Genomic DNA, 24,887 nt, shown 5'->3' with positions numbered 1-24,887 from the left:
CAAATAGCTTATTTAAGCCAATTTCAGCAAGTTCTATGCCTGAAAATTATCAATATTTTTGATTTGTCAAGGTATTTATGAACTATTTTTTTGATTTTTGAACCATGTCATTCATAATTTCGCCGTAGCCACTTGATAAAAACCGTAGCACTCAACAATACAGACTTTAAGTCTGTCTTAATTACCCTCCGGGCTTTAGCCTGTCAGCAGAGGGAGTCAGCTCTACGGCAGCTAAGGCATACAGATAGAAAAGTTAATATTTTCCTCGACTTTAACAGTGTCTGTTCAAAGTACGAAATGCCTTGCCGCACAATACAGTGCAAGAAGTGTGCATGTTTGCATCACGGTAGAACATTTTAACAGATAAAAGCATTGCAGCCCGTTATTTTATGGATAAGTGCTTTTACATAATTCTGTGGTAATGGCAGCAGCTTCCAGGGCGACGCATCACTGCGGCAAGGTATGACGATATTACGGCAATAATTATCGATGCTCCCCCTTGCGATATTCAAACAGTCATTAAAGCTCAAATGAAAGCCATTTTGTAGCTGCACCAGACAAGAGGTATATGCAGTCCTGCAGGTAATGAACTGCGCTGCACTGCAATGCACTGCGCTGCACCGCACCGCACTGCTCTGCAATGTACATTCGAGCTTATGCGCATCATGCACGTCATGCACGGTGATCCGTTGCTAACATGACATCAGCAGCGTCCTGTGCCGCCGTCACCTGACCTGCAGCTGTCAACGCCCGTGAATCAGATGGCCAGTCTTCATAACCGCTGACATTCAAACTGTCATATCAGCAAAGCTGCGAAGAACATATCCTACATCAGGTTCCAGAACATGCTGTATAAAACCATTTATCTTTAAGTCCGTCCTGTTTCTGACTGACATGTAAAATCAGCATCACAGTGCTGCCACACATTATAATGCTGTACGATGTGAGGCCTCATGCACGTCATAGCTTCATGTACGCACTGGCCCCATAAGCGCCTGACCTCATGCCGCTGTGGGGGTAAGACTTTCCTTAATGACAGTGATCATTTCTCTGTTATAAGGTTACAAAAGGACAACAGCAGTCAATGCATCTGAAAGACAGAAAAGTCCGGGATATCGACAGGCAGATGTAAGTTAGTGAAGGTGCACGGCTGGGCATTGCATCTGAAAGGCAGGAAATTCCGGGATATGAACATACAGAGGTCATTAGCAATGTGCATGACTGGGCAGTGCATCTGAAAGGAAGGAAATTCCTGGATATGAACAGGCAGAGGTAATTAGTGAAGGTGCACAGCACGGCAGTGCAATGCACTGGAAAATGAGCATCATTGCATTTCAGGACAGGGCTCATAAGGCGGCTTTGACTGTCGCTTTACATAAGGTTATAGGGATTAATATGTCGTGCCTTGCCATGGCCGTATGAAAGCGGCTTAGTCAGGCAGGAAAGGGATATCTGGAGGGCTTTGAGATATGGTTGCAGAGGAGTGGTTAAAGCTGCCTGCTGATATTAAAGACAGGTGGGGCAGACAAAGCAGCATAGCAGCAATGACGCAGTCAGCCCGGAAATGTCCGGGCTGGTAAATATGGCATCTGACTATGTTAAGTCAGCAAGCTGTGGTGCCGACATCGCCTGTTGCAGGCAGATGTGCTGAAGGCTCTTAAGGAGCCATGATCTTGAAATGTGCAATCTGCTCAGCATCTTTTTCATTAAAGTATTTGAGCAGGATCTTTCTGACAGTTCCGTCCTCAAGCATGTCATGGTAGGTATCTACCAGAACTTCTGTGGCACGGGTTCCTTTTTTCATGATAAGACCCATCTGTCCTTCAGAGTCAGGCAGTGCAAAGGCAATCTTGAGTCGGGCGCCATGCCAGTTCCTGACATAATCGTATGCTACAGGTCCGTCAGTAATCATGGCATCAGAAAGGTTTGCTGCCACACGGTAAAATGCCATGAAGTTGGTAGGGGTACCATGCATGGTAACGTGAATGCCAGAACCCTCAGGGATATAATCTCCAGCTACAGTACCTTCCTCGGCGGCAATACTCTTGCCATTGAGGTCATTGAGGGTGCTGGCAGTGGAACCGTTGCGCATCACTACTACTGAAGATGAAGATACTGTAGGACCTACCAGCTCAAAGATACGGCCTCTCTCTTCTGTAAGGGAGATTGCACCGCCACTGATGTCAATTCTGCCTTCTTTGGCCATATCCATCATTTGACCAAAGTTCACCAGATCAAAGCGGTTGCTCTTGAGTTTAAAGCCTGTACGTTTTTGAAGCTCGCGCACTATGTCAACGTCGATACCGTCAAGATCAGTGAAGTTACGGTTAACTATAACGAAAGGCGGAGCAATTGAGAAAGCCACAGACAGTTCAACATTGGCAAGTGGCTGAGAGCCATGACGTTTGCTGCGGCTGCCCTTTGATACAGGGATGAGGGTTGATGCCGGCATATGTACCACAGCTGGTGGCTCCTTAAGACCGGCAGCGAGATCATCAGGGCTTGAAGCAGCTACCAGAGCCAGCAGGTCTTTTCCTCCTGAGGCCAGGGAGGCAGCAAGTTCAGCACTTGAATCTGGAATTGACTCTGTTGTACTCAGAGCGGTGCTGTCCTGCGTAATATACTGATTGTCTGAGGGTTGAGCCTGTTCAAGGGATTCTTGAGCATTAGCGGCGGATATGGCTGACGTTAAACCAATGCACAGGGTGCCAGTTACGATTAGAAAAGAGCGCAGGCTCTTGACTAGAATATTCACAATCATTTCTCCAATGCCAGAGCAGTGTCTGTAGGGGCGGCCATACTGGCCGCACTGATAAAAGCCGACTTACGGGTGCTGAAAACTGGCAGAGCATTTTTCCTGAGGCTTCAGGAAAGCGTAGATAATGCACTGCCTCCGTTGCTGGCTTACTGGAACTGTATCCAGATTACTGTCTTTTGACAGCCGGGCAATTTTATCGGCTTCACAAAAGTATGCAGCAGTGTGACTTAAGAGCGACATGCAGACAGGCCCTGCCATGCGGCCCGGTAAAATGGTCACATATACGGATACCTCCGTGAGGTCATAACCATGTTAAAGACAGCGGTGCTAAAGTGCTGTTCTGGCATGCATGATTACATTGATAAAAGCGCTCATGGAGAGATTTGCCGACATATCTGGACAGGAGAGCAGCGGCTCATGGACACAGTGTACTGAAACACCTTATGTTTAAGATTAGGGCATTGCGGAACAGTCATTGCCAGCTGTGTAAAGCAAATATGGCAATGAATACAGGCAGTCCGCCTTAATGCTGTCGCGCAGTATTGCACCTTGTTCCCAGGTGTATATGACCGGGAAAGTTGTGCGATGTTACGCGTGTGCATTATGGTTTTTATACCCGCTAAACGTGAAATATTCAAGCAGTAAACGTTATAGCGGAGAAATATCAGTTATATGGTGGATGTCCCTTGCTATCAAAGATGCAATACTTTCCGTTGTGCTTGTTGTTCATGCATCAAAACAGGAAGAGGATCATCACAAAATACCGTCAAGCTCGTTCAGCCAGTACCGCTGACAGGCCATGGATATGTGAGCAGTACTCCGTACAGGTGTGACCGAGGTGAGGTGTCTGGCCTCTGGCCATATTCATATGATGAGGCAGCGTACTGCACCTGAGCTTTCAGGCAAGGAAGACAAAGCTGTACACAAATCGCATATTCATGCGAACGGACGCTAAATTATAGCAAAAAAGCCATCACATGCTGCGGCAAAGATTATCAATGATCAATTGTGATGCAAAAGGTGATTGCAGCCAGAGCCAGAATACTGAAGACCTGTAGTAGGACATACCCTGCTGCAGGCCAGGACTGAGGCCATAATGCTGGTCGATACTATGGCTATGACCTGGACCAGGACAATGCCCATGCCCAGGACAATGCCCAGCGCCAGTGGCCAAAGGTCAGCGGGCAGTGCCCGGAGGACATATTACACGCGCCTGGTCAGGATAATTGCGAAATTAATCCAGATGCATTGAGCAATCCTTTGCAATCAGGACAGACGCAACAGGGGGCCTTGGATGGGATGCGCTCAGTTACTGACGTTATGAGCCGATGAGGTTTCGGACTGTCAGATATAAGATATGGTCAAATCAGCAGGTATGTCATGGCATTTCATGGCATGGGAGGGAGGGCCGATAAGGACTTACGATCAGTCAAGGATATCCAGGAACTGCTCTAATGTGTCCATCAGATTGTGAGTATGATGGGAGTACAGGGAGTCCTCAATAATGTCAAAGTCAGGATCAAACATATAGATCATGACGCCAAAGAGGGTAAAAAGCGTAGCCAGGCGGAAAAGATGTGTGGTTTTCATAGAGACATTTTAACAACACAGGACACATGCCATGGTATCCCAGGGACTTTGGCTGTGGGATAAGGGAAAGCTCAGGTGACCTTGTTGCGCTTCTGCTTGCATATGCCAGTCAGCCGGTAATAACCAGAGTATTTGCCTGTATGTCTGATATTGCCCGATACTGTCAGATGAGCATTGCTGTTGTTATGAAAAGGACTGCTGTGCAGTCTCTCCCTTATGCGACCGGTTAGGGTCGCATATGTTGAGTGATTATCTGAAGCCCGAGCAGTTTTAGAGCAGGATGATGGCATTGCGGCAGACAGTATCTCTGTCCGGCAGTGCCGCAGGTCCATCAGTGTTTGGAGGTCGGGTTCAGTTTCTGGATGAACAGCATGAGCTGCACAGTTGCAGCTTAATAATGCTGATCTCCTGAAATCAGCTTGTCAGCACAGCGGAAAAGTTATCAAACCATGGCGCTTTGCTGATCAGTAATAAGATTATGTGGCTCTCCACTGATAAAGTCATATGACAGCGCTGTAACACATGCTAACTACAGCTGCTGTTGTCAGCGTACTGGCAGAGCGTCAAAGGCCTTGCCTGAGCTCTCGCAGCCCATACAATGATCCACACGGGCAGCGAACTGGATACGCCAGAAATGTGAGCCTCAACTGGTGCTCTATTTCAATGGAGGCGGTGCAGATTGTAATACATAATCGTTACTTGCAAAATAAGAAATTTGTGCAGTTGACCAGTATGGTCATGGATACATATTTTTGACTGAGTGCACAATAAAGGAAAAAGGTCCGCTAACATAGATATTTCTTTATTGAAAAGCATCCTTTTCTTATCTAGAATCGACCTTGGATAAACATTTATGTGGGTCAGGCGCGGCTAAAGGCCTGCCCCATCTAAATCAGACAGACATAAGGCCAAAACATCACATCAAAAGGTCGCTCACAGTGCGGGGCAGCGCTGGTGATGCATAATGACAAAGCTTTTATCCATCCCACATCACATACACCTTCACATATACCATTGAGGCTGACAATATCCTGATCAGCCGGGCATGGTCGTACTCCCACATCCATCACTCACACCTGCACACAGCATCCCGAAGAAACCAGAACTGTTTATTCATATTGAATTCACTGAATATAATCTCTTAAATCTTACAGTATCTGACACCTCGCAAACTACGTACTTTGCAGAGCACCTGTAATTTTTGAGTACGACCATACCTAAACGCGCCCCAGCCCCAGACTTTAACCCGGCCACCGCCAGCTGCGCCGCCCAAGTCCCATAGTTCAACCAGGCCACGACCTGTAGCGCCGCCCAAGTCCCATAGTTGAACCAGGCCACGACCTGTAGCGCTGCCCAAGTCCCATAGTTGAACCCGGCCAACGCCAGCCGCACCGCCACAGTTCCATAGTAGAACCCGGCCAACGCCAGCCGCACCGCCACAGTCCCATAGTTGAACCAGGCCACGACCTGTAGCGCTGCCCAAGTCCCATAGTTGAACCAGGCCACCGCCTGCAGCGCAGCCTCTGTACCATAGCTGCGCAGGGACGGTACTGAAGCACCGATACTGACCCAGAGCTTAGCCAGGCGACAACCTGCAGCAATAGGCCGATCCAGACTTGAACATGGCCTCCACCTGCAGCGCAGCATCTGGCTCAGGCTTGAGTCAGGGCTGTTCCTGCTGCACAGCAAATGGCTATGGATTGCTGCCAGGCTACTGCCACATATCTGGCTGTGGTGGTTGCGACATATCTGGGTGTTATGGGGTGACGGCCAGTAATATTCAGCAGGCATGGCGGGGTATAATAGGTTCTGTATTCCGCTAAATTTAAGGAGCCTTTGAATGAGCAACCGCAGCTATCTTTATGTACGTACTCAGGATGGTAAAAGCACTGGACTTTGTGAGTATCCGTATGAGGCCAGCATGACCCAGCTGATTATGGTCAGCTCCAGGGTGCGCAAAGTTAAGTCCTGCATCTGGGACGCTGAGGTTCCTCTGGCCCTTGAGGGTGATTTTGACGAAGGATGCAAGCGTCTGTTTGATTTTTATGAGCGCTGCCTGTCTCAGGGAGCTGTTACTCAGGAGAAGTACGACGAGCTCTGTGCTCAGGCTCATGAAGCTCTGGATAAGTGGGCTGGCAAGAATGCTACTGTGCAGCTTGAAACGGCTGAAATCTTTGAGATGGAAGATCCTGAGGATTACGATTTTGAAGAATCTGAGGATGATGAAGATGGCTTTGAGTTTTTTGCCTTCCTGCTCAATGACCTTTATGAAAATATCTTCAAGGACTTCAATGCCTATCTGAAAGACAGCATCAGGCAGCTTAAGACATTCAAGGAGACAGGTGCATCTGAAGCTATTGATGAGGCTCTGGATGTTGACTGGGATGAGATTCTGTTCTACAGCCCTGACAGCAATGATGATGATGATGATGACGATGAAGAGTAAGGGCAACAAAGGACATTATTGCCCATCCTTAATTCAACCTGGCAGCTGAACGTGGTGCACAGCTTTTCAGCTTTTATCTTCCAGAATTTAGCTAAAGGTACAGGCAATAAAGCAGCTCCTGACATTGCAGGTCACCATGGTTGCTTAATGCATTACAAAACATAGAGCAAATTGCCTGACAAAAGAGCAGCAAACAGTAAATTTACTGTGAGCTGCTCTTTTGCTTTATGGCCTCTGCAGCAAAGTGCACCAAATTCCCCATGACACCCATAGTAAGCGAGCATGATTAGTATCAGACAATATGCTGTTAGAGTGTGATCTGATGCTCCTTATATCAATTACAGAAATGTCTGCAATGGCATGTTCAGGTAAACACTGTGCCGTACAGGTCGGCCTGGTGCTTTAGCTGAGCTGTGGCCCTGTATTCTTTATGTATGGTTTTATAAAGCAAAACAGTACAGTAAAGTACAGTACAGTTCCGTTTTGTATTGTTGTCTGTATGGCAGGGTAAGGGATGAGGGGATTGAAGGATTCAATCCTGCAGGTTAAAGCCTCATGGATACATGTATTCAGGTCAGAGCAGATTAAAGCTTCAGGTCAGTCTGACAGAGCAGATATGTTTTAAAGAACTTTCACAAAACCCTTTGTAATCCGGTTTGTAAAGCCTGGAGGGATATCCTGATGGTGGCTATGGCCGAAAAAGTTCAATGGGAAGTGATATGGAAAGAGAGGGCATCGTCATGGGGCGCCTGGATTTTTTGTTGTTTATCAGCTGGGAGGATGGTTGGATGACGAGGATGAAACAGGGAAGTCTGACAGGAAAAGTGAATGGGGAAGAGAGAGAGGTGAGAGGTGAAAGGTAAGTGGTGAGAGGGATGGTTTGTGGAGACGGGAGATGGGGACGGATATTGGGATGGTTAGTGAGAACTGGTAGTTTTGATGTGCTGCAGACAGGAAACAGCCCGTCCATGGGACGGGCCATTGTGACATCAAAAGGTATCGGTTTTTCTCAGGAGGCCTGTGGGGCGGGCATGCTGCCCTTGCTTTGCTTTCCCCTGTCAAGCCGGGCCTGCCGGGCTTTTCAGTAGTTGCCGGCCAGGCGGCTGCCTGAGTGTTTATATTCTGGAATGTACTTGTCGACAATCGCGTCTACAGTGCCGTCCTGCTTCATTTCACTGAAAGCACAGGCCAGTTCGGCAGAGACCATGTCGTCCTTCTTAAAAAGCAGCCCAATTGAGGAAAAACTCTCCGGAAGCTCAAAGGCAATCTTAAGCCCGGCGTCTTTCCAGTAGTTGATATAGTCGATGGCAACAGCGTGGTCAGCTACCAGCGCATCGGCATGGCCGCGTGCTACATCATAAAACTGCATGAAATTGGTGGCGCTTTCGCGCATCTTTACCTTGCTGGCATATTCACCTGGCAGTACGTCCTGAGCGGTGGTGCCAACTTCGGCAGCTACAGTCTTGCCTTTCAGATCATCAAGGCTGCTGATACTGGAGTCAGCTCTGACAACTGCCACGGCATTGGACAGACAGGAACGATCAGAGAATCTGTAGTTACCTTCGCGCTCCTGAGACAGGGAAATAGCTCCACCTGTGATATCCAGGGCACCTGAAGCGCTTACATCAAGCAGCTCTGAAAAGTTCATCAGATGAATACGGCCGCCTGAGAGTTCAAATCCGGTACGTCTCTGCAGCTCGTTGATGAGGTCAATATCAATGCCACTGAGATTGTTAAAGCCCTTGTCTGCAATGACAAATGGTGGTGCGATGGCTACGCCTGCCTCAAGAGTATGACCTTTTAGAGGCAGAGACTGTGCTTCCTGAACACCTGTGTCCTGGGATTGTACTGCAGACTGCGTCTGTGCTGCTGCAGTGGCAGCGTTTTTATTAGCTGCAGCGCAGGCTGGAGCGGTAATTACAGAGGCCAGAAGGGTGGTGGCGCACAGCAGGGCGGCACCTGACTTGATGAAAGTAGCTTGCATTTCTTAACCGTTAGCATGTAGACAGACAAAGCTCAGCTAACAAGTTGCGATGTGGCATCACATAATTGCTGCCGTAAATGCTGTTTTTGTGCATTTACATCAGCGTCGTGGTGTCAGCTGGCGTAGCCAGTTTACCGTGTACGTAAGAAAGTGAAACATTTTTTCATCAGTCTCATTATCCGTTTTTCATTTGACTCAGAACATGCTGTTCGTAGCAGCTGATAAAGAGGCTTATAAAAAGGCGGTTATGCGCGTGGTAACGTTATCATCTCCTGTTCGTAACGTAATCTGAAGTACTTCTGAAATAGTTTCACGATTTACGTTTGAGTGGTTTTTTATCTGTCTGACTGTTTGTTAATGGTGCTCACTGCACTTTATGTAGGCAGGTTAAGAAGACATTATGTTTATATAAAGCCCTTATTAGATGGGTTTTACAATATTCTGTACATATTTGACAGTTTTATTTCAGTCAAGGGCATTTCCTTGATGCTGTCCATTCAAATCAAAGGGCATAGCCTGCGGCATGATCAGGCCTGTTATATGCTCTGCAGGGCTGTGAGATACGCATTTTGTAAACTGGTAACCTGGCGTATCCTGCTTATTGTATGTAGAGTCGGTCAGAACCGCTCATGAGTTTTGTGCCTGTATGGCATAGCAGCATAATTTTGTAACCGTTTTCATTTTGAGCCTGAAAATCCTGGCAGCATATTCTTACAGTCAGGATTTTCATGCAGGTACTGCCATAAATTCGTTTGATATTCAGTCATGCTGGAGTCCGCGTAAAATTCGGAGCATGATGCTGATTAAGCGCCATTACAGTTTAACTATGTATTAAGGCACCTTTAGTTAAGGCTGCAGTCTTATGCTGCATTTATAAAAGCCACTAAAATGTCTGGCTGACCAGCTGGTCTCAAACCGGGAGCTGTATTCAACAGGCTCTGCTGTGCAGTTGCGACCGCCTCTGTTGGGTCAGCCAAACCATTCAATAGTGAAAGTGATGGCTATATTACCATTAATTTTTTGAATTACCAGTGCCCTCGGGGAACACGTAACCGCAAAAGGCAATGTTGAACCTTTGCGCTCGCGTAAAGGGCGCATAAACAGGCCATTTATCAGAAAAGTGATAATAAGAATCATTTGCTGTATGACGTGTTTTGCAGTATCAAGTTATGTATCAAGGATAAATACAGAATCAATTATTTACAGGGCATATAAGCAGTGATCCAAAAATTCGATCACGCAAATGTCTTGATTCTTGTTATTTTGCCTGGTCAGCCGGACTCAAGCCATGGCCATGTCCCTGCCGTAAGCTGATCTCAGGACTGCAATCCCGCCAAGATGCCTGCCATAAATCCCATATTTACAGCATTTAAAGCTGCCAATGTTTTTATACCAGGTAGTTTTCAAGGAACGCAGCTCTGCTTTTCCCAGATTTTCTGATAAAGGCAGCTGATACCAGAATCAGGAACAGTGTTCGTAAACCTTAACAACATCCCATGAGCTGTATCCCCTGATGTTCTGCCAGTATGACAAGCGCACAGGATAGCCATCGCATTCATAGCAACATGGCCATCCAGTAGAGGCGGTCAACATAGAGTAGGGGCTGCAGGGATAAAGGAGTGCCTGGTATATCAGGAGTGCCTGGTATATCAGGAGTGCCTGGTATATCAGGAGAGCGCTGTTTCTCGTTGCGGCCAGCGCATCATGAAACCGTAAAGTGGCCAAAACTTAAGTCTTATAACAGGGCCTTGTTTCAGTGTTGCATGGCGCCTGAGCAGGCATATGCACAAGTACTGTAACTTGCAGTAGCAGCGGCAGTGGCAGTGCCAGCGGCAGTGAATGTGACAGTGTTCGGGGGACCGCAACCTTCTGAGGCTTCTGATGCTTCTGAGGCCTGTCATTCGGGCGCCTGCGCTTTTGCAGTGGTGAGAAGGGGGAATGCAGGTGCCAGGCGGTGAGGATCATTGAGCGATCTTTGTCTCCTTTTGCCTGTTGGCTTGCATGCTTGTTTTACAGGCAAAAAAAGACCGCCTCCCTGTGACAGGAGGCGGCCCCACACCGTTTTATTTTAAAATAACTTTTATATCGATTGCCTAATTATACTTACTTAACAGTACTGCCTAAAGCAATTCACAACAGATATCTGATTTAATTACAAAATTTAATGTTAAAAAATTATACTTTAACTTCAAAAATTTATGACCAATCAGGTTTTCCTGTGCAGGCTGCTTTTGCTTTTCCAATGCTGCATTTACGGAAAAGATTCAACCAGCTCATAAGAGTATCCGCATAAGAAAAGCGCAGTATGGTTCTGCGGACACTGGCTGCGTAATACGGTTCTTTTGCGGAACCGTATGCTACCGTTTAAGAGTAACTATCCTCATAAAAAAGCCATGTTCAGGATAGCACCGCTGAAATAAACACACCACTTGTTATCTCGAGATACATGCCTGTAAGTATCGCTGTTGCAGCTTGTGCTGATACCTTGAAAATATGCGCACTCAGTCTGTGTTATGAGCGGCACAGCAGGCTTATACGCGTCCGTTCAGCTTATAAGACGCCCGGTAACAATCTTAAGGCTGTCAGCATCACATCTGCCGATTTTAAGCAGATACTCTTAATTCTAAGGCCTGAGGATGGGGCTCTTTAGTGGGCCACAGTCAAAGAGCTGAGAGCTGCAGAAAAACTGCGAAAAGTCCTCCGATTAGCTGCAGACTAATCTGAGGGCGCTCCCTTAACCTTTTGTGTCAGCAATGGTCTTGCCTGGCAGCATATGCAGGCAATGTTTCCCTGATGACTCCCTGCCGGGAACGTGAAGAAGCGCGACAGGCAGCTGAAACATGATACGGCGAACCGGGTACATGGCACCTGGAAGAGGCTGCCCACGTCACCCACCTGGAACACGATACCTGTGCCAGGCCCGTGGAACACGATACCCTGTGCCTGTTTGGAGCCATATCTGTGCTCCCAAAAGCTGTTGCTGTTCAAACCACATGGATTGATGAGTAATCAGACCGGCGCAGTAGTAAATACCATACGAATGGTGTTTTTTGAGCTGCAGGCTGCAGGCTAAGTCTGTCGACAAAGGACTGCCTGTTTAAGGCGGCCTGAAGCTTACATAATGGCATTGTGCCGGTTTATTTAACCGCAACAGCTGTCCGGGACAGATCAGCAGGAAGTTAAGGCGCTGACATCGAACAGTTAACAATGTCTGTCCTGCTGATGGTGTCGCTGTACCGGAATTTCAATATCTAGAACAGCTGATATCAGCATTTTAGATTCAGCAAGGATAAACGCCATTACTTCGTAGAAAAAATGCGGAATCACTCACATATTTTGGTCCCGATAACCTCAAAAAAGTGACGGAAGTTCGGCGAAAATCAGTCCAGTCACCGCAACAATGCATATCTAGTCATCCATTTGCTTCAAAATGGTGCGTTATGGCGCTCGACTCAGTAAAACGCATTCACACGACAAAAGCACAGTCATTTTTATTGTGTTAATAAGCGTACTTCGATGCATAAGGGCTCCAGCCACAGGACAGCAGTCCTGAGGCCGAACCCCCTGATGGGCAGCATGTCATGACCGGAGATTAATTCCGGAACATAGCTCTGATGGGCTATAGCTGGTATGCAGGCAACTTAACTGCATTGCCGCATTAAAGCCGCTGCGTTACATCGGCATTGGGGGCTCGCCGCGACATTCCATCGGCATTAGGTTACTCGCCGCTGCATTCCATTAGCATTTGGGTGCTCGCCGCAGCATTCCATCGGCATTAGGGTACTCGCCGCAGCGTTCCATCGGCATTGCAATGCTCGCCGCTGCATTCCATTGGCATTGGCATGTTCGCCATTGCATTCTTTCTGCATCGCGTATACATAGCCCCTGTACTGGTGAAGTGCCGTGGATGTCGTGGCTGCATTACCTCATTATTTATGGCTGTACAGGAGAGCCTTCACAGTGGCGAGTGTCAGTTGGGCAGGTATGGCCTTGCAGGTGGAATCAGTGCAGGCTGGAAAACAGGCATGTTCGTGGGGATATTTTCGGGCACCAGCGGCAGTCAGCTAAGTGTCAGCTGTGATTGCAATTGATATAATGCCATGCAAGTGTCTTTACGCTGCACTCAGGCCGCTGAGCCGTTATCGGAGCGTGGTGTACCGTCCCGTTACAGCTCCATTCTGGCAGCTGATCTGCGCTGCAACAGGGCTCAATATTAGCCTGTTTGTATATGCTCATTTACGGTCTGTCTGCTTCAGGTTCTGATCGTGTGCCCCAGAGCTGTACTGGGTGCAGTGCAGGCGACGGGGCAATGTGCTTTTGTGGGGTACAGGACATTTGCGCTCTTTGCAACTCACCCCCGCTCTGCCTATGGCAGGAAGGTGTTGGACTGAGATGCGGCTGGTAATTGCTACTGGGCCATGGTTTGTTCGGTTTAGACTATGCCTTTAATGCAGGCCATGCTTCGTAAGCATGTCTCTCCTGTGTGCATGTCGTGCCTGTATGCAGGTTGTGACCGTATACATGGCATGCTGGATGAATGCTTTTGCTTTTTGTTCACCGCTGCAGCTGCCCTGAAGGGCGGCGGGTTTTATGCATGTTATTTGCGATGCACCTGGAGCATCAGTGGTGCGGCCTGAGAATACCTGGGAAGCGCAATTGACGGGGGCATGGGGCCGGGACAGGTGCTTTGGATTGCATGGCCTGGCATGACTTTGTTTTTATTTTGAGGCTTCGGCCTTACATGCTTATGTGACTGCTCTGTCCCTGCCTGACAGAAAACTGCCGTGCAGGGACAGAACAGTTGTGTTGTTAGATTTGGATGTGCTGATTGACAGAGGACAGATGGATGAGATCTAAGAGTTTGACTGCCAGCAGGCTGGCCAGGGCTACAGCTCTGGCTCTTGGTGCCATGACAGCCACCGCCCTGTGCGGACAGGCCCTGGCCGAGCCTAATGTGAACGTGCTCAGGACTATTGAGAAGAGCAACACAGTACCTGCCAGTATGTGTTTTGTTTTAAATGGCCGTCATGTTGTTTCCTCGGAAATTGACAATCTCAGCCGCTATCTTGAGCTGCGTGACAAAGACGGTCAGATCATGGACGGCGCTCCGAGCGTGGTTAACGATCTTCTCTGTGTAGGCAATCTCAACAACGGCGACAGCTATTCTCTGCGCTTTAAGAAAGGCCTGCGTATGGCAAGCGGTGACAGGCTCAATGAGACTTTCACCTCAAAGTTCACCATCTCTGATGCCATGCCTCAGATTCGCATGCCTTACAACATCATTCTGCCCAAGAGTGGTCACAACAGCTCCTTTACCATCAAGACAGTCAATCAGCCGGCCGTCAAGGTTGCCATCTTCCGCATCCCGGCAGCAAGTCTGCGTGATGTGCGCATCAGCGATCTCATGACCAATGAGGTCAGCTTCTGGAATGCATCCCAGCTGTTCAACTACTCTTTCCATCCTGTTTACGAGCGTGTCTTTGATCTTTCTGACGGTTCTTCAACCGACATCATGGATCTGAAGATCAGGGCTGCCCATAAGGCTATCAGAGCCCAGGCTGCAGCTGAAAAGACCGTACCGGTAATGACTGCTGATCCTGGTCTTGCCTCCCAGTCCGACCTTGGCGAAGCTGCCTCTTCAGAGGCCGCTGATGCTGTCCTTGAGGCTCAGCGTGCCCGCATTCCTGAAAAGATGCTCAACAAGCCTCAGGAGATCAAGGTATCTCTCAAGGACTTTGTCTCATCATCCGATGACGGCATGTACTTTGTGGTAGCTGCTGATCCGCGCATTGATTTCTCCTCAGGTTTTTCCTGGCAGATGCTCAATGACAGCGTATTGCCTTTCACTACCCGCTTCATGGTCATTACCAATCTTGGTGTCAGCACCTACAGCAGCCGTGACGGTATCCTCGCCTCGGTACGCTCACTGACTTCAGCAAAGAGCCTCAAGAATGTCGATGTTGAGCTGGTAGCCACCAATGGCGAGGTGCTGGGCAAGGCCCGTACTGACAAGGAAGGCACAGTGCGCTTTGGCCGTGAGCTCACCTCTGGCAAGATGTCACTTGCTCCTTCCCTGCTGCGTGTCAGCACAGACAAGGATTTCTACCTTGTAGATCTGCAGTCATCTCCTTTCTATCTTGAGGACAATACCGGCCTTGTTGATCCGGGCAAGTATTCAGCCTATGCATGGACTGAGCGTGGTATCTACCGTCCTGGTGAAACCATTCACTATACAGCTCTGGTCCGCAACAGCCGCCTTGAGGGCCTGTCTCTTCCTCTTACCCTTACCATGTACAACTCTCTTGGCAGTGAGGTGCACAAGACTCTGCTGTCCATTTCTCATCAGGGTGGTTACGAATACGATTTTGACATTCCGTCAGGTACCCCTACCGGACGCTACACTGCCGTGCTCTCCCTGGGCAAACAGAAGCTCAGTGAGACTGCCTTTAACATTGGAGCTTACGTACCTGCCCAGATTAAGGGTGAGATCGTCAACAATGACAGCGTCATTGGCGTGAATGTACCGTTCAGAATGAAGGCCCGCGCCATGTTCAACTATGGCGGAGCTGCTTCAAGCCTCAATGGCAATATGGTTCTGGACGTTTATCCTGATGAACACCCTGTGCCGTCAGCTGCCAATGCTGCCCGTAACAAGGATCTCAAGCGCTTCCACTTCGGTCCGGACAAGAGCACCTATGAGTCACTGCGCCGCTCTTTTACTTTCTACAATCTCAAGACCGATGTTGAGGGTGTGCTCCAGCAGTCTGTGACTGTACCTGATGCAGACTATCCACGCAGCGCCGTACTCAAATCCACCGTATTTGATACCAATGGCCAGGCTGTCAATGCCAAAAAGAATTTCAAGATTGCCTTTAACCGTCCGGTTATTGGCGTGCGCCAGCTGAGTGCATCCGAGGCCGGCAAGGCTGTATCAGACAGTGATGCCGCATTTGCTCTGTGCTCCTATCTGCAGGACGGTTCGACCTTCCCTCAGGACGTCAGGTACTTCGTCTACCGTCAGTATGTTGATTACAACTACGTTTTTGAAAACGGTGTATGGCGTTACGTCCAGTTCTTCAGCCGCAATCTGGTAAACCAGGGCACAGTAAAGGTAGACAATCAGAAGATTGATGCCCCATCCATTACTCTGCCTCTTGATGACGGCTCCTACGTTCTGGAGCTGGAGTCTGAAAAGAGCCGTACTTCCCTGAACTTCATCAAGGGTTTCAAGAGCTCGGGAAGTGCTGACACCCCTGATCGTGTTGAGCTTTTTGCTGACAAGAAGGAATACAGTCCTGGCGATGAGGCCCGTCTTAGCTTCTACAGTCCATTTGACGGCTATGCCAACCTTGCCATGGGCAATAAGGGCATAAGCTCATTCAAGACTTTCCGTATCAGCAAGGGCCACAATGAGGTCAAGGTCAAGATCACTGATGAGTTCTACCCTCAGGGTCACGCACTGCTGTCCATTTTCTCTCCAATTAATGAAGATCAGCAGGGATCAGTACGTGCTGTAGGTCTGGTCGATCTCAATATGGATATGACTGGCAACAGAATGGAGGTCAGTACTGAAGTTCCTGATGAAATCAAACCTCAGTCAGAGCTCAAGGTTAAGATTACTGCCCGCCCTGAAGGTGCAAAGCCTGAGGAAAGCAAGGGAGCACAGGAGGCCGGCAACGATGTGAAGCCTGCTGACGGTTCAGGCGGCTGGGCCCGTGTTGCTCTGGTAGACAATGGCATCTTAAGCCTTACCAGCTACAAGGCTCCTAATCCAAATTCATGGTTCATGAAAGACCGTGCTTATGATGTGTCTTTACGTGATCCATACGGTCTTATCATGACCGATCCGGGCCAGCGCGGTCAGGGTTATGATGGTGGTGATGAGGCTTTCATGGCCAAAGCAAGTGGCGTTGCTGCCATGGAAAATGTTCCATACCGCACCATTGCCCTTGCCTCAAAGATTGTGCCTTTAAATGCCAGTGGCGAGGCTGAGGTTGCTTTTGACGTACCTCAGTTTGCCGGCAGCCTCAAGGTTATGACCGTAGCCTGGGACAACTCCCGCACCGGTGCTGACTCAGAGGATGTGACCGTGCGCGACAAGGCTGTAGCTACCCTTGGTCTGCCACGTTACCTCAATATTGGTGACACAGTGTCAGGACGTCTGAACCTGCACAATCTCAAGGCCCGCAATACCGAGTTCAAGGTTGATATTTCCTGCTCTGGTGCTGTGCGCTGCTCCACTCAGACTGTCAGCAATCTCAAGCCTGGCATTCGTGAGGATCAGCCATTTGATATCAAGGCTATTGATACCGGTACCGGTACCATTGATCTCAAGGTTATTAACCCTGATTTCAACTTCAAGGACAGCTACCAGCTTCAGGTAACTGAGCCTGTTCTGCCATCAGTCAAGAGTCTGGTACGTCATATTGAGCCTGGCAAGAGCATTACCATCAAGGTAGGCCGCCTGTTCAGAGACATGTCTGCCGGTATGATTTCCTGGTCACAGCTGCCAGATGTCAACCCTGAGGCCTTTGTCCGCTCTTTCAACCAGCAGGGCAGCTCCAGTCTTGGTGATCTGTGTGCCGCTCTTGAGGGCAAGCTGCTCTATGGCCGTGATTTCATCGCCACTGATGAAAGCCTTGAGGCCACAGCTGCAGCAAATACCGCCCAGGAGGCTCAGGCAGCTGCACCTCTGTATGCCAGCGAAGGTCAGTACAATGATGACATCCAGAGCCTTATCTTCCGTATCAGTGCCCAGCAGCGCAGCAGCGGAACCTTTGGCCCTGCTGTATATGACTCCATTTATGCTGCTGATCTGCTGTTAAGAGCTGATGAGCTGGGCTTTAAGGTTAATGACAGCACAGTACAGAACTGTCTGAACATGCTGCGCGGTCTTACCTCTGATCCTGACAGCAATGCTGTCTATGCATACGAGGTTCTGTCACGCCGTGAAAGCGTCAATCAGGCCGATGTACGACAGCTGCTTGACTCTGACAAAGTCGAGCGTCCACAGCAGCTGGCTCACCTTGCCAACACTCTGGTAAATCTGGGCGACAATGGCCGTGCTCAGGCTGCTCTGGACAAGGCTGTTGAAGGCCTGATGCGCTGGCAGACTGCCGATGACAAGCGCGACAGCGGCAAGCGTACCCTTGACTCATGGTTAGAGTGGGTAATTACTGTTTCCGAGCTGGCCGTGGACGGTCACTGGAATCTGCGTGAGGCTGCCTTTACTGTTATTGATGCCGCCGTCAGACAGGGCCGCACCGATCTGGTAGCGCAGCTGGTGGACAATCTTCATGAGCTCAGGAACTCACCTGACTATCTGTCATCCATGACCATGGCTGCCATGATGCGCGCCTCAGCTCACCTTGACGGCCGTGATGATGGTGGTCGTGCTCCAGGAGCCGAATCCTCCAAGAGCGCCAACTTCTCCGCTCTGCTCAGTGCCGAAGACATGAAGGTACTGATGACTCCAGTCAAGAGTGACAAGCCTGACTCTGGCAAGTCAGCTAAGGATGGCAGCACCGCAGGTGCAACCGCTGAGGCCGGTACTGATGAGGCTGGTAAGAACGCTGATCAGTCCTCTGAAAAGGCCCTTGCTAAGGCAGACAGTGCCAGCAAGGCAGGCAAGGATGGCAAGGCAGCCATGGATGGCAAGGGCGCAAAGGGCTCTGCCACTTCAGCTGATGCTCCGGCCAGTGCTGCAGGTCCGCTTTACGGTGTTGAGCCAGGTATTCTGACCATCTACAACCGCACTGAGCGTCCGCTCTTTGCCAATACCTCCATTCTGGGAACAGCAAAGAAAGACAGAGTCATTGCCAACAAGGGCTTCGGTGTCACAGTTAACTACTGGACCCGTGGTGGTGCCGTTGATCTGAGCACCTATGAGTTCCGTCCTAATGAGGAGGTTCTCATGGAGGTCTTTGTTGATCCTGATATTTCAGTCAGATCCCCAACTATAGTGCGCGCCCGTATTCCAGCCGGCTTTGAGTATGTACGTACCCTCAAGGACAAGGAAGATCCTGTCTTTGCTCCGCTGTTCAAGCCTGAGGATAATACAGCTGCTGTAGCCGGCAGTGAAAATGAAAGTCTCTTTACTCCATCGTCAGTGGAGACAGGAGATGATCAGCTGGTAGCTATTTACCCAACCGATCGTGCATGGGATGTACCTGATAACTGGTCACTGTTTGTTGTGCTGCGTGCAGCTCACAGCGGCAGCTTCAGACAGGGTGAAACCATGGTTCAGGTAGTAAGTGATCCGGGCTGGTACGGTACCTCCATGGGCACTCAGAAGATTGAAATCTCAGCCCGCTAATCACCATGCTGCAGCCGCTGGCCATACTCAAGGCAGCGGCTTACCATGCTGCAGCCGCTGGCCACGCTCATGGCTGCAGCACAGCAAGGCAAAATAATTCGCTGAAATTCACAGGGCTTTCTGCCCCAGGTTCACTGTGAGAACCCGGGACACAAGGCCCTTATTTTTTGTCCCTGCAGAGCTCCGAGGTCCGCAGGTCGCTTCCATCCCTGCACCTTTCTACCTTGCGCCTGTCTCTGACCACGTCTGTTGCATTCATCGCTATGCTGCAATCTGCAATCATGTATGCACTACCGGGCCATAATGGCTACCCGGCATGCATATATGCCGATACGAGGTAAGGCGCACTTGCAGGTGCATCATGCTGCTGCGTCAGAACAGTATGGCCTGGCGCTACGACTGTCCTCAATAACAGTCGGCAGCGCTCTTATCAGCTATTACTGCTCCTTGCCTGCGTGCCTGGCAGCAGGGTCGCTATGGCCTTACCAGGCCTTGGGGGCCTGAGCTCACTCGCCTGTCCTCAGGGCCTGGCGAAGCAGGGTGTTGCTATGGCCTGACCTGACCTGGCCAGGCCAGTGAGGGGATCACTTACACGGCACTCAGCGGGCCGGGGCCTGAGCTCGGGCAGCTGCAGCCACTGTGATTTGCAGTGGCACATGGGCCGTTCTTGCGCATGCGCGGGCAGGATGGTGCTGTATGTCCCTAGGTCTGTCCCTAGCTGTCATGGCAGGGGCTCTCTGAGCTGTAATGGCAGGGACATGCAAGGCAGGTTAACTGACTTGCCGGGCCTGAGCCTGGCATTTGGGCTCAGGGGGCATATGCCTTATAATTGGCGTTTCAGGAATATTTTATTACTCAGGTCAGCAATACAGGGTGTGATGTCCTTCCCTGTTGCATGACAGTTTTTTATTGCAGGCGGGATTCTGCCCCTGTCTGAAGTCTTTCTTATTTCCAACAGGAACACAAGACAGTGCCGCAGAGCCCTTTTCAGGGTCAGGCTCTACAAAAGGTCTATACCTCACGTATGTCCACTGATTATAAAAAATCCGCTTCAACTCCTTCCCAGTCCCAGCAGGACCATGTGCAGCCGGGCAGCATCAGCTCTGATGCCCCTGAATCAGTGCACCCTGAACAGCATGACAGCACTGCCGGATCTCAAACTGTTTCAGGCACTGTCAGCACTGCCGACAGCACCTCATCAGCTGCGCCAGGTGCAGATACTTCAGATACCTCCAACAGTGCTGATAACAGCCCCACTGCCAGCTCTCCAGAGGCTTCCACGCTCAGTGAAAGTCATCACTCCCATTCACAGGTAAGCTCCAGCAGCTCATCTTCTCATTCCCCTGATACTGACAGTACAGAGGCCGGTGCCGCAACTGGACTGTCCGGTGCCGACGCCACCGGCGAAGGAAGCGCTGCCTGTGCTTCTGTTGCAGGCCCATCAGGTGCAGGTGCAGAAGCGGGCAAGACTGAGCAGCACGGCAATGCCGGGGCTGAGGGTAACAGCGGCGCTGACACCAGGGCCGGGGCCGAGGGTAACAGTGGCGCTGACAGCAGGGCCGGGGATGAGGCTGGCAGCGGCGCTGACAACAGGTCCGGGGATGAGGCTGGCAGCGGCACTGACACCAGTACAGGCAATGCTGTACAGGTGCGTGGTAAGGCGAAGATTGAGCGCAGTGGCTATGCCCACATGGTACGTACAGTTTTTCGCAGGCGTATCCGTCACCGTCGACGTGACCAGCCACACCATATATCAGCCGCTGGCAGCTCTGGCAATAAGGCTGATGCGACAGCAGCTGCCTTAGCAGCATTTGCTGCAGATGATAACGAGGACAGCGCTTACAGAGCCGAAAAGACAGCCGGAAATGCTGGAAAGCGCCGCTGGTGTTCGCTGCGCAATATCATGGGTAGCATGGCTCTTACAGGCGTTGTGGTTCTTGGTGGCTTTTACGGCATGATGCACTGGTGTGCCCCTGATTTAAGCCGCTTTTACGATCGCTCGCAAAGTCTTTATGACAAGGGCGGTAATCTGATTTACACCTCAATGAACAGTGGTGATTACTACCGTATTCTCACCACCAGATCAGATGTCGACCCGCTGTATATCAGAATGCTCATAGCCGCTGAAGATGAGCGCTTTTACTCCCATGCCGGTGTGGATGTGCTGGCAGTGGGCCGTGCCCTGTGGTCCAATATCACCTCTGGGCGCACGGTATCAGGCGCCTCTACTCTGGCCATGCAGGTCTGCCGCATGCTTGAACCTAAAGACCGCTCTTTATGGTCAAAGGTTCGAGAGGCTCTGGGCGCCCTTTATCTTACTCATTACTATGGACGTGAGCAGCTGCTGTCTATCTATCTCACCCTGGCTCCTTTTGGCAGCAATATTGAGAGTGTTACTGCAGCATCATGGATTTACTTCAACCACAGTCCCCGTAGACTCACACCAGCAGAGGCTGCCCTGCTGGTAGCCCTGCCACGCTCGCCTGAGGTAATCCGCCCTGACCGTCATCCTGAATCAGCCCGCTACTATCGCAATGAAGTACTCAAAAAGGCTGTTGAGGATGGCATTATCAAAAGGGATATTCTCGAATTTGCCACAGCCGAGCCTGTAAGTCAGGTACGTCACCCTCTGCCTGACAGTGGCTACTACCTGGGACAGAGTATTTTCAACGGTCGTCTGCAGACTCTGGAAATTCAGGCGCTGCGCTCCAGCCTGACAGCTCTGCTGGCTAAGGCAGGATTCACGCTTACTGACAGCACTCAGGACTCTGCCGCTCATGACCAGGCCTCTCAGCCATCATCCGGTACTAAAAGCAGTATCCTGCTCACAGGATCATCCAGGGAAGAGTCATTTATGGCTGCATCATCTGTGTCTGCATCATCCCGGGATGCAGCAGCAGATGCAGCTTCACAGGACGATGCAGATCTGACTCAAAGGGCTGGTGCCGGTAATAGCACAGCAGTCCTTGATGTTTCCGAGGCTGCACGTGCTGCATCCTGTCCTGAAGATCATGTACTGAAAAATGGCCGACCTGTGAGCGCTGCAGCTGCAGCAGCAGGCGGAGACACAACAGCTGCAGCAGGCGGCGACACAACAGCAGATAGCGATGACCTTAAGGCACGTAACAGTGATACGGAGCGTGAGCATGATGCTGTTACCGGTGTCAGCCTGCGCACTGCGAAAAATGCCCAGGTTAACAGTGAGAACAATGATGAGACCATTTATGATGTGGTTGCCAGTCACTTAAATTCAGGCAACCGAATGGCCTCAGATGAAGGAACACCTGCTTTAAGTCTGACCTTAAGCCCTGAGGCTCTTGAGGCCTATGCAACCGTAGCCATGCTTTCACATCAGCGCAACCTGAGCGCTCGTAGCAGGGATGAGGTCAATGGCAGTGGTGATATGGCCGGCAATGCTGGCAAAGGCGGCATCCATGAAGGAGCAGCCGGTAAAAACGGGCGCAGTGATGCGGCCTTAAAGGGCCCACTGCCTCGTGAGCTTTACACCACCATTGATCCGCGCGTTCAGAAGGTGCTTCTTGATGCTGCTGCCCTGTATCGCAAAATCTATGTAGGTGAGGACGGACAGGAAAGCCTTGCCATGGTGGTAGTTGATAACGATACCTTTGAGGTACTGGGCTATGTGGGCGCACTGGGCAGGGATCTTTCCTACGTGGATGCAGCACTGGCTCTACGCTCACCTGGCTCCACTCTCAAGCCATTTGCCTATGGCATGGCCTTTGAGCGTGGCCTGTTACACCCTAACTCCATTTTGCTTGATGCTCCGCGCATTTATAACAGTTATCAGCCGCGCAATTATAACCGCCGCTTCTATGGCGAGCTTACCGCTTCACTGGCACTGCAGGCCTCGCTGAACCTGCCAGCTGTAGAGGTAATGCGTGCCATTGGTCCTTACAACTTTATCAACCGTTTAAACAGCATGGAAAACGGTCTTGATGTGCATTCAGCTGACAGCTCGGGCTCTTACGTTACCGGTCGACTGGTACTGCCTGCCCGTGCAGAGCCGGACCTGTCAGTAGTGCTTGGTGGCTGCGGAATCACGCTCTTTGATTTGACTCAGCTGTATGCCTCACTGGCCCATGATGGCGGCATAGCACCATTGCGCGTGCTGAGCCCACGCCGTCCAAGCTCAGCTGTTTTCCACAAGTATGCCTCGCGTGCCCCACTGGGGCGACTTGCTGCACGTGTTACCGGACACGATATTCCTGTGGGTTCACAGGCTCCCACAGCAGCAACAGAGGTTGACCGCCTTAAAGATGAAGCTGCCGCCATGTCCTCAGGTAATGCTGCAACTTCAGTGTCTGAGGGACGGGCAAGTGCACCAGAGGGGGGTGAGGGCGTAGATACCGGTCTGTCCCATACCAGCAATGCCGGTAAGACTGCTGATGCTTCAACAGGCGCCGCCCGTCAGGAGGTACCGACCACCAGCCTGTCTCAGGTAAATGCACTTTCCGGCGCAACCCCTGAACCGGGCAGCAATTATGTGGTTCACGGACTTCATGTGCATTATCAGCATCTGCTCTCGGCACCGGCTGCCCGTGCTGTCTACAATGTGCTTGAGGGTACTCCGGCACCAACGGGCTTTGAAAGCGCCTATTACCGCTCAGCTGCCCGTATTTCATACAAGACAGGTACCTCCTACCGTAACCGTGATGCCTGGGCTGTAGGCTCAAGTAATAACATTACTCTTGGTATATGGACTGGCCGTCTTGATGGCAACCCGGCCGGTAATTACACAGGCTATAACCATGCTGCGCCTCTGCTCTTTGAGATCATGAGCCGTCTTACCTCTCACGACCGCTTCAAGCGCCGTATAGCTGATGATGTGCTCCTGCGCTCAACGCCTCCGGCCGGCCTTGACCGTGTCTCCATTGCCCGTCTTGGTCTGGTTACCCGCCGTAGTCAGAGCAGTGGTGAGCCATGGCGTGCCGAACAGGGTCACATGAACACAGCCTCTGGACAGGCCGCAGCTGCGGCCGGTGCAGGCGCACCAGGTCAATACCTGCCTGGCGTGTCATCCCTTACCGGTGCATCAGGCCGTGGGGAGTATCACACCATTGAACCTGTGCTGCCACTGACCTTTACCTTCCCTACAGATGGTACCCGCCTGTCTCCTGGCAGTGGTAGACGCGTTAATGTGGTCTTTAGCGGTGGTGTTGCACCTTATTTCATGCTGGTAAATGATCAGCTGGTACCACAGCTTGATTACTTTGAGCCGCGCTATAACGGTTTTCACACCATTACCATCATTGACCGCAATGGTGACTCCATCAGCTCTCAGGTATGGATTGAGGGCGTATCGGTAACCAGTCCGGAGCTTGACCACGGCTACCGTAACCCTGATGGACCTGACTATGTGGACGTAACCGAAGAAGAGGAAGAAGGCAGCGAAGCTCAGCCATAGCAGGCACCCGCACTGCAGCACAATTGCAGCACGGCAGCCCAACAGTCACGACTGCAGCACGACTGCCGCAACAGTCACGACTGCAGCGCTACTGCCGCTACGGCCACGGCCACAGCCATGCGCTCCTCCCATGTCCAGTAATTAAGCCCCTGTCGTCTTACCACCTCAGGGGCTTTATTGTGTCCGACACGGGCAGCTGCACCGGGAAAAGCTCCCAGCCCGGCCGCGCAGCACGCACAGTGATGCCAACAGCTCCAGGCCGTCGGCCATTATCACAGCGTGGCCTCGCTCAAGTAAATGACAGCCGCTACACAGGACTGCAGATGCACCGGCTCATGATGAACTTGTGCATCGTCTTTTTGTGCAGAC

6 protein-coding genes are annotated in these 24,887 nt (G+C 50.6%); 3 read left to right on the top strand and 3 right to left on the bottom strand.

The annotated features are described in order from the left end of the window. Positions 1 to 1,657 precede the first annotated feature (1,657 nt). Together MXE41_RS11055 and MXE41_RS11050 are read right to left on the bottom strand one after the other, a co-directional pair. Positions 1,658 to 2,755 carry a transporter substrate-binding domain-containing protein gene (locus MXE41_RS11055; protein ID WP_246977332.1) on the bottom strand — a complete coding sequence of 366 codons (1,098 nt, stop codon included), beginning with the start codon at positions 2,753 to 2,755 and terminating at the stop codon, positions 1,658 to 1,660. A 1,428-nt stretch (positions 2,756 to 4,183) separates the two neighbouring features. After that, entirely contained in the window at positions 4,184 to 4,348 is a 165-nt protein-coding gene (locus MXE41_RS11050) for a hypothetical protein (RefSeq protein WP_246977331.1), read from the bottom strand. A 1,840-nt stretch (positions 4,349 to 6,188) separates the two neighbouring features. On the opposite strand from MXE41_RS11050, the gene MXE41_RS11045 reads away from it, so the two are divergent. After that, positions 6,189 to 6,794 carry a hypothetical protein gene (locus tag MXE41_RS11045; protein ID WP_247100528.1) on the top strand — a complete coding sequence of 202 codons (606 nt, stop codon included), beginning with the start codon at positions 6,189 to 6,191 and terminating at the stop codon, positions 6,792 to 6,794. 1,081 nt (positions 6,795 to 7,875) lie between these two features. Here MXE41_RS11045 and MXE41_RS11040 read toward each other — a convergent pair. Further along, the gene (locus tag MXE41_RS11040) at positions 7,876 to 8,778 is read right to left on the bottom strand and encodes a transporter substrate-binding domain-containing protein (protein ID WP_247100527.1); all 903 of its coding nucleotides are present in this window, start codon (positions 8,776 to 8,778) and stop codon (positions 7,876 to 7,878) included. 4,846 nt (positions 8,779 to 13,624) lie between these two features. Here MXE41_RS11040 and MXE41_RS11035 point away from each other — a divergent pair. Both MXE41_RS11035 and MXE41_RS11030 read left to right on the top strand, forming a co-directional pair. Next, entirely contained in the window at positions 13,625 to 19,093 is a 5,469-nt protein-coding gene (locus MXE41_RS11035) for an MG2 domain-containing protein (protein WP_247100526.1), read from the top strand. Positions 19,094 to 20,117: 1,024 nt separating this feature from the next. Beyond that, positions 20,118 to 24,518 carry a transglycosylase domain-containing protein gene (locus MXE41_RS11030; RefSeq protein WP_247100525.1) on the top strand — a complete coding sequence of 1,467 codons (4,401 nt, stop codon included), beginning with the start codon at positions 20,118 to 20,120 and terminating at the stop codon, positions 24,516 to 24,518. The last annotated feature ends 369 nt before the right edge of the window (positions 24,519 to 24,887 follow it).

Source organism: Anaerobiospirillum sp. NML120449, from assembly GCF_023051105.1.
Lineage (GTDB): Bacteria > Pseudomonadota > Gammaproteobacteria > Enterobacterales > Succinivibrionaceae > Anaerobiospirillum.
This window is presented reverse-complemented; position numbering and strand designations above follow the sequence as displayed.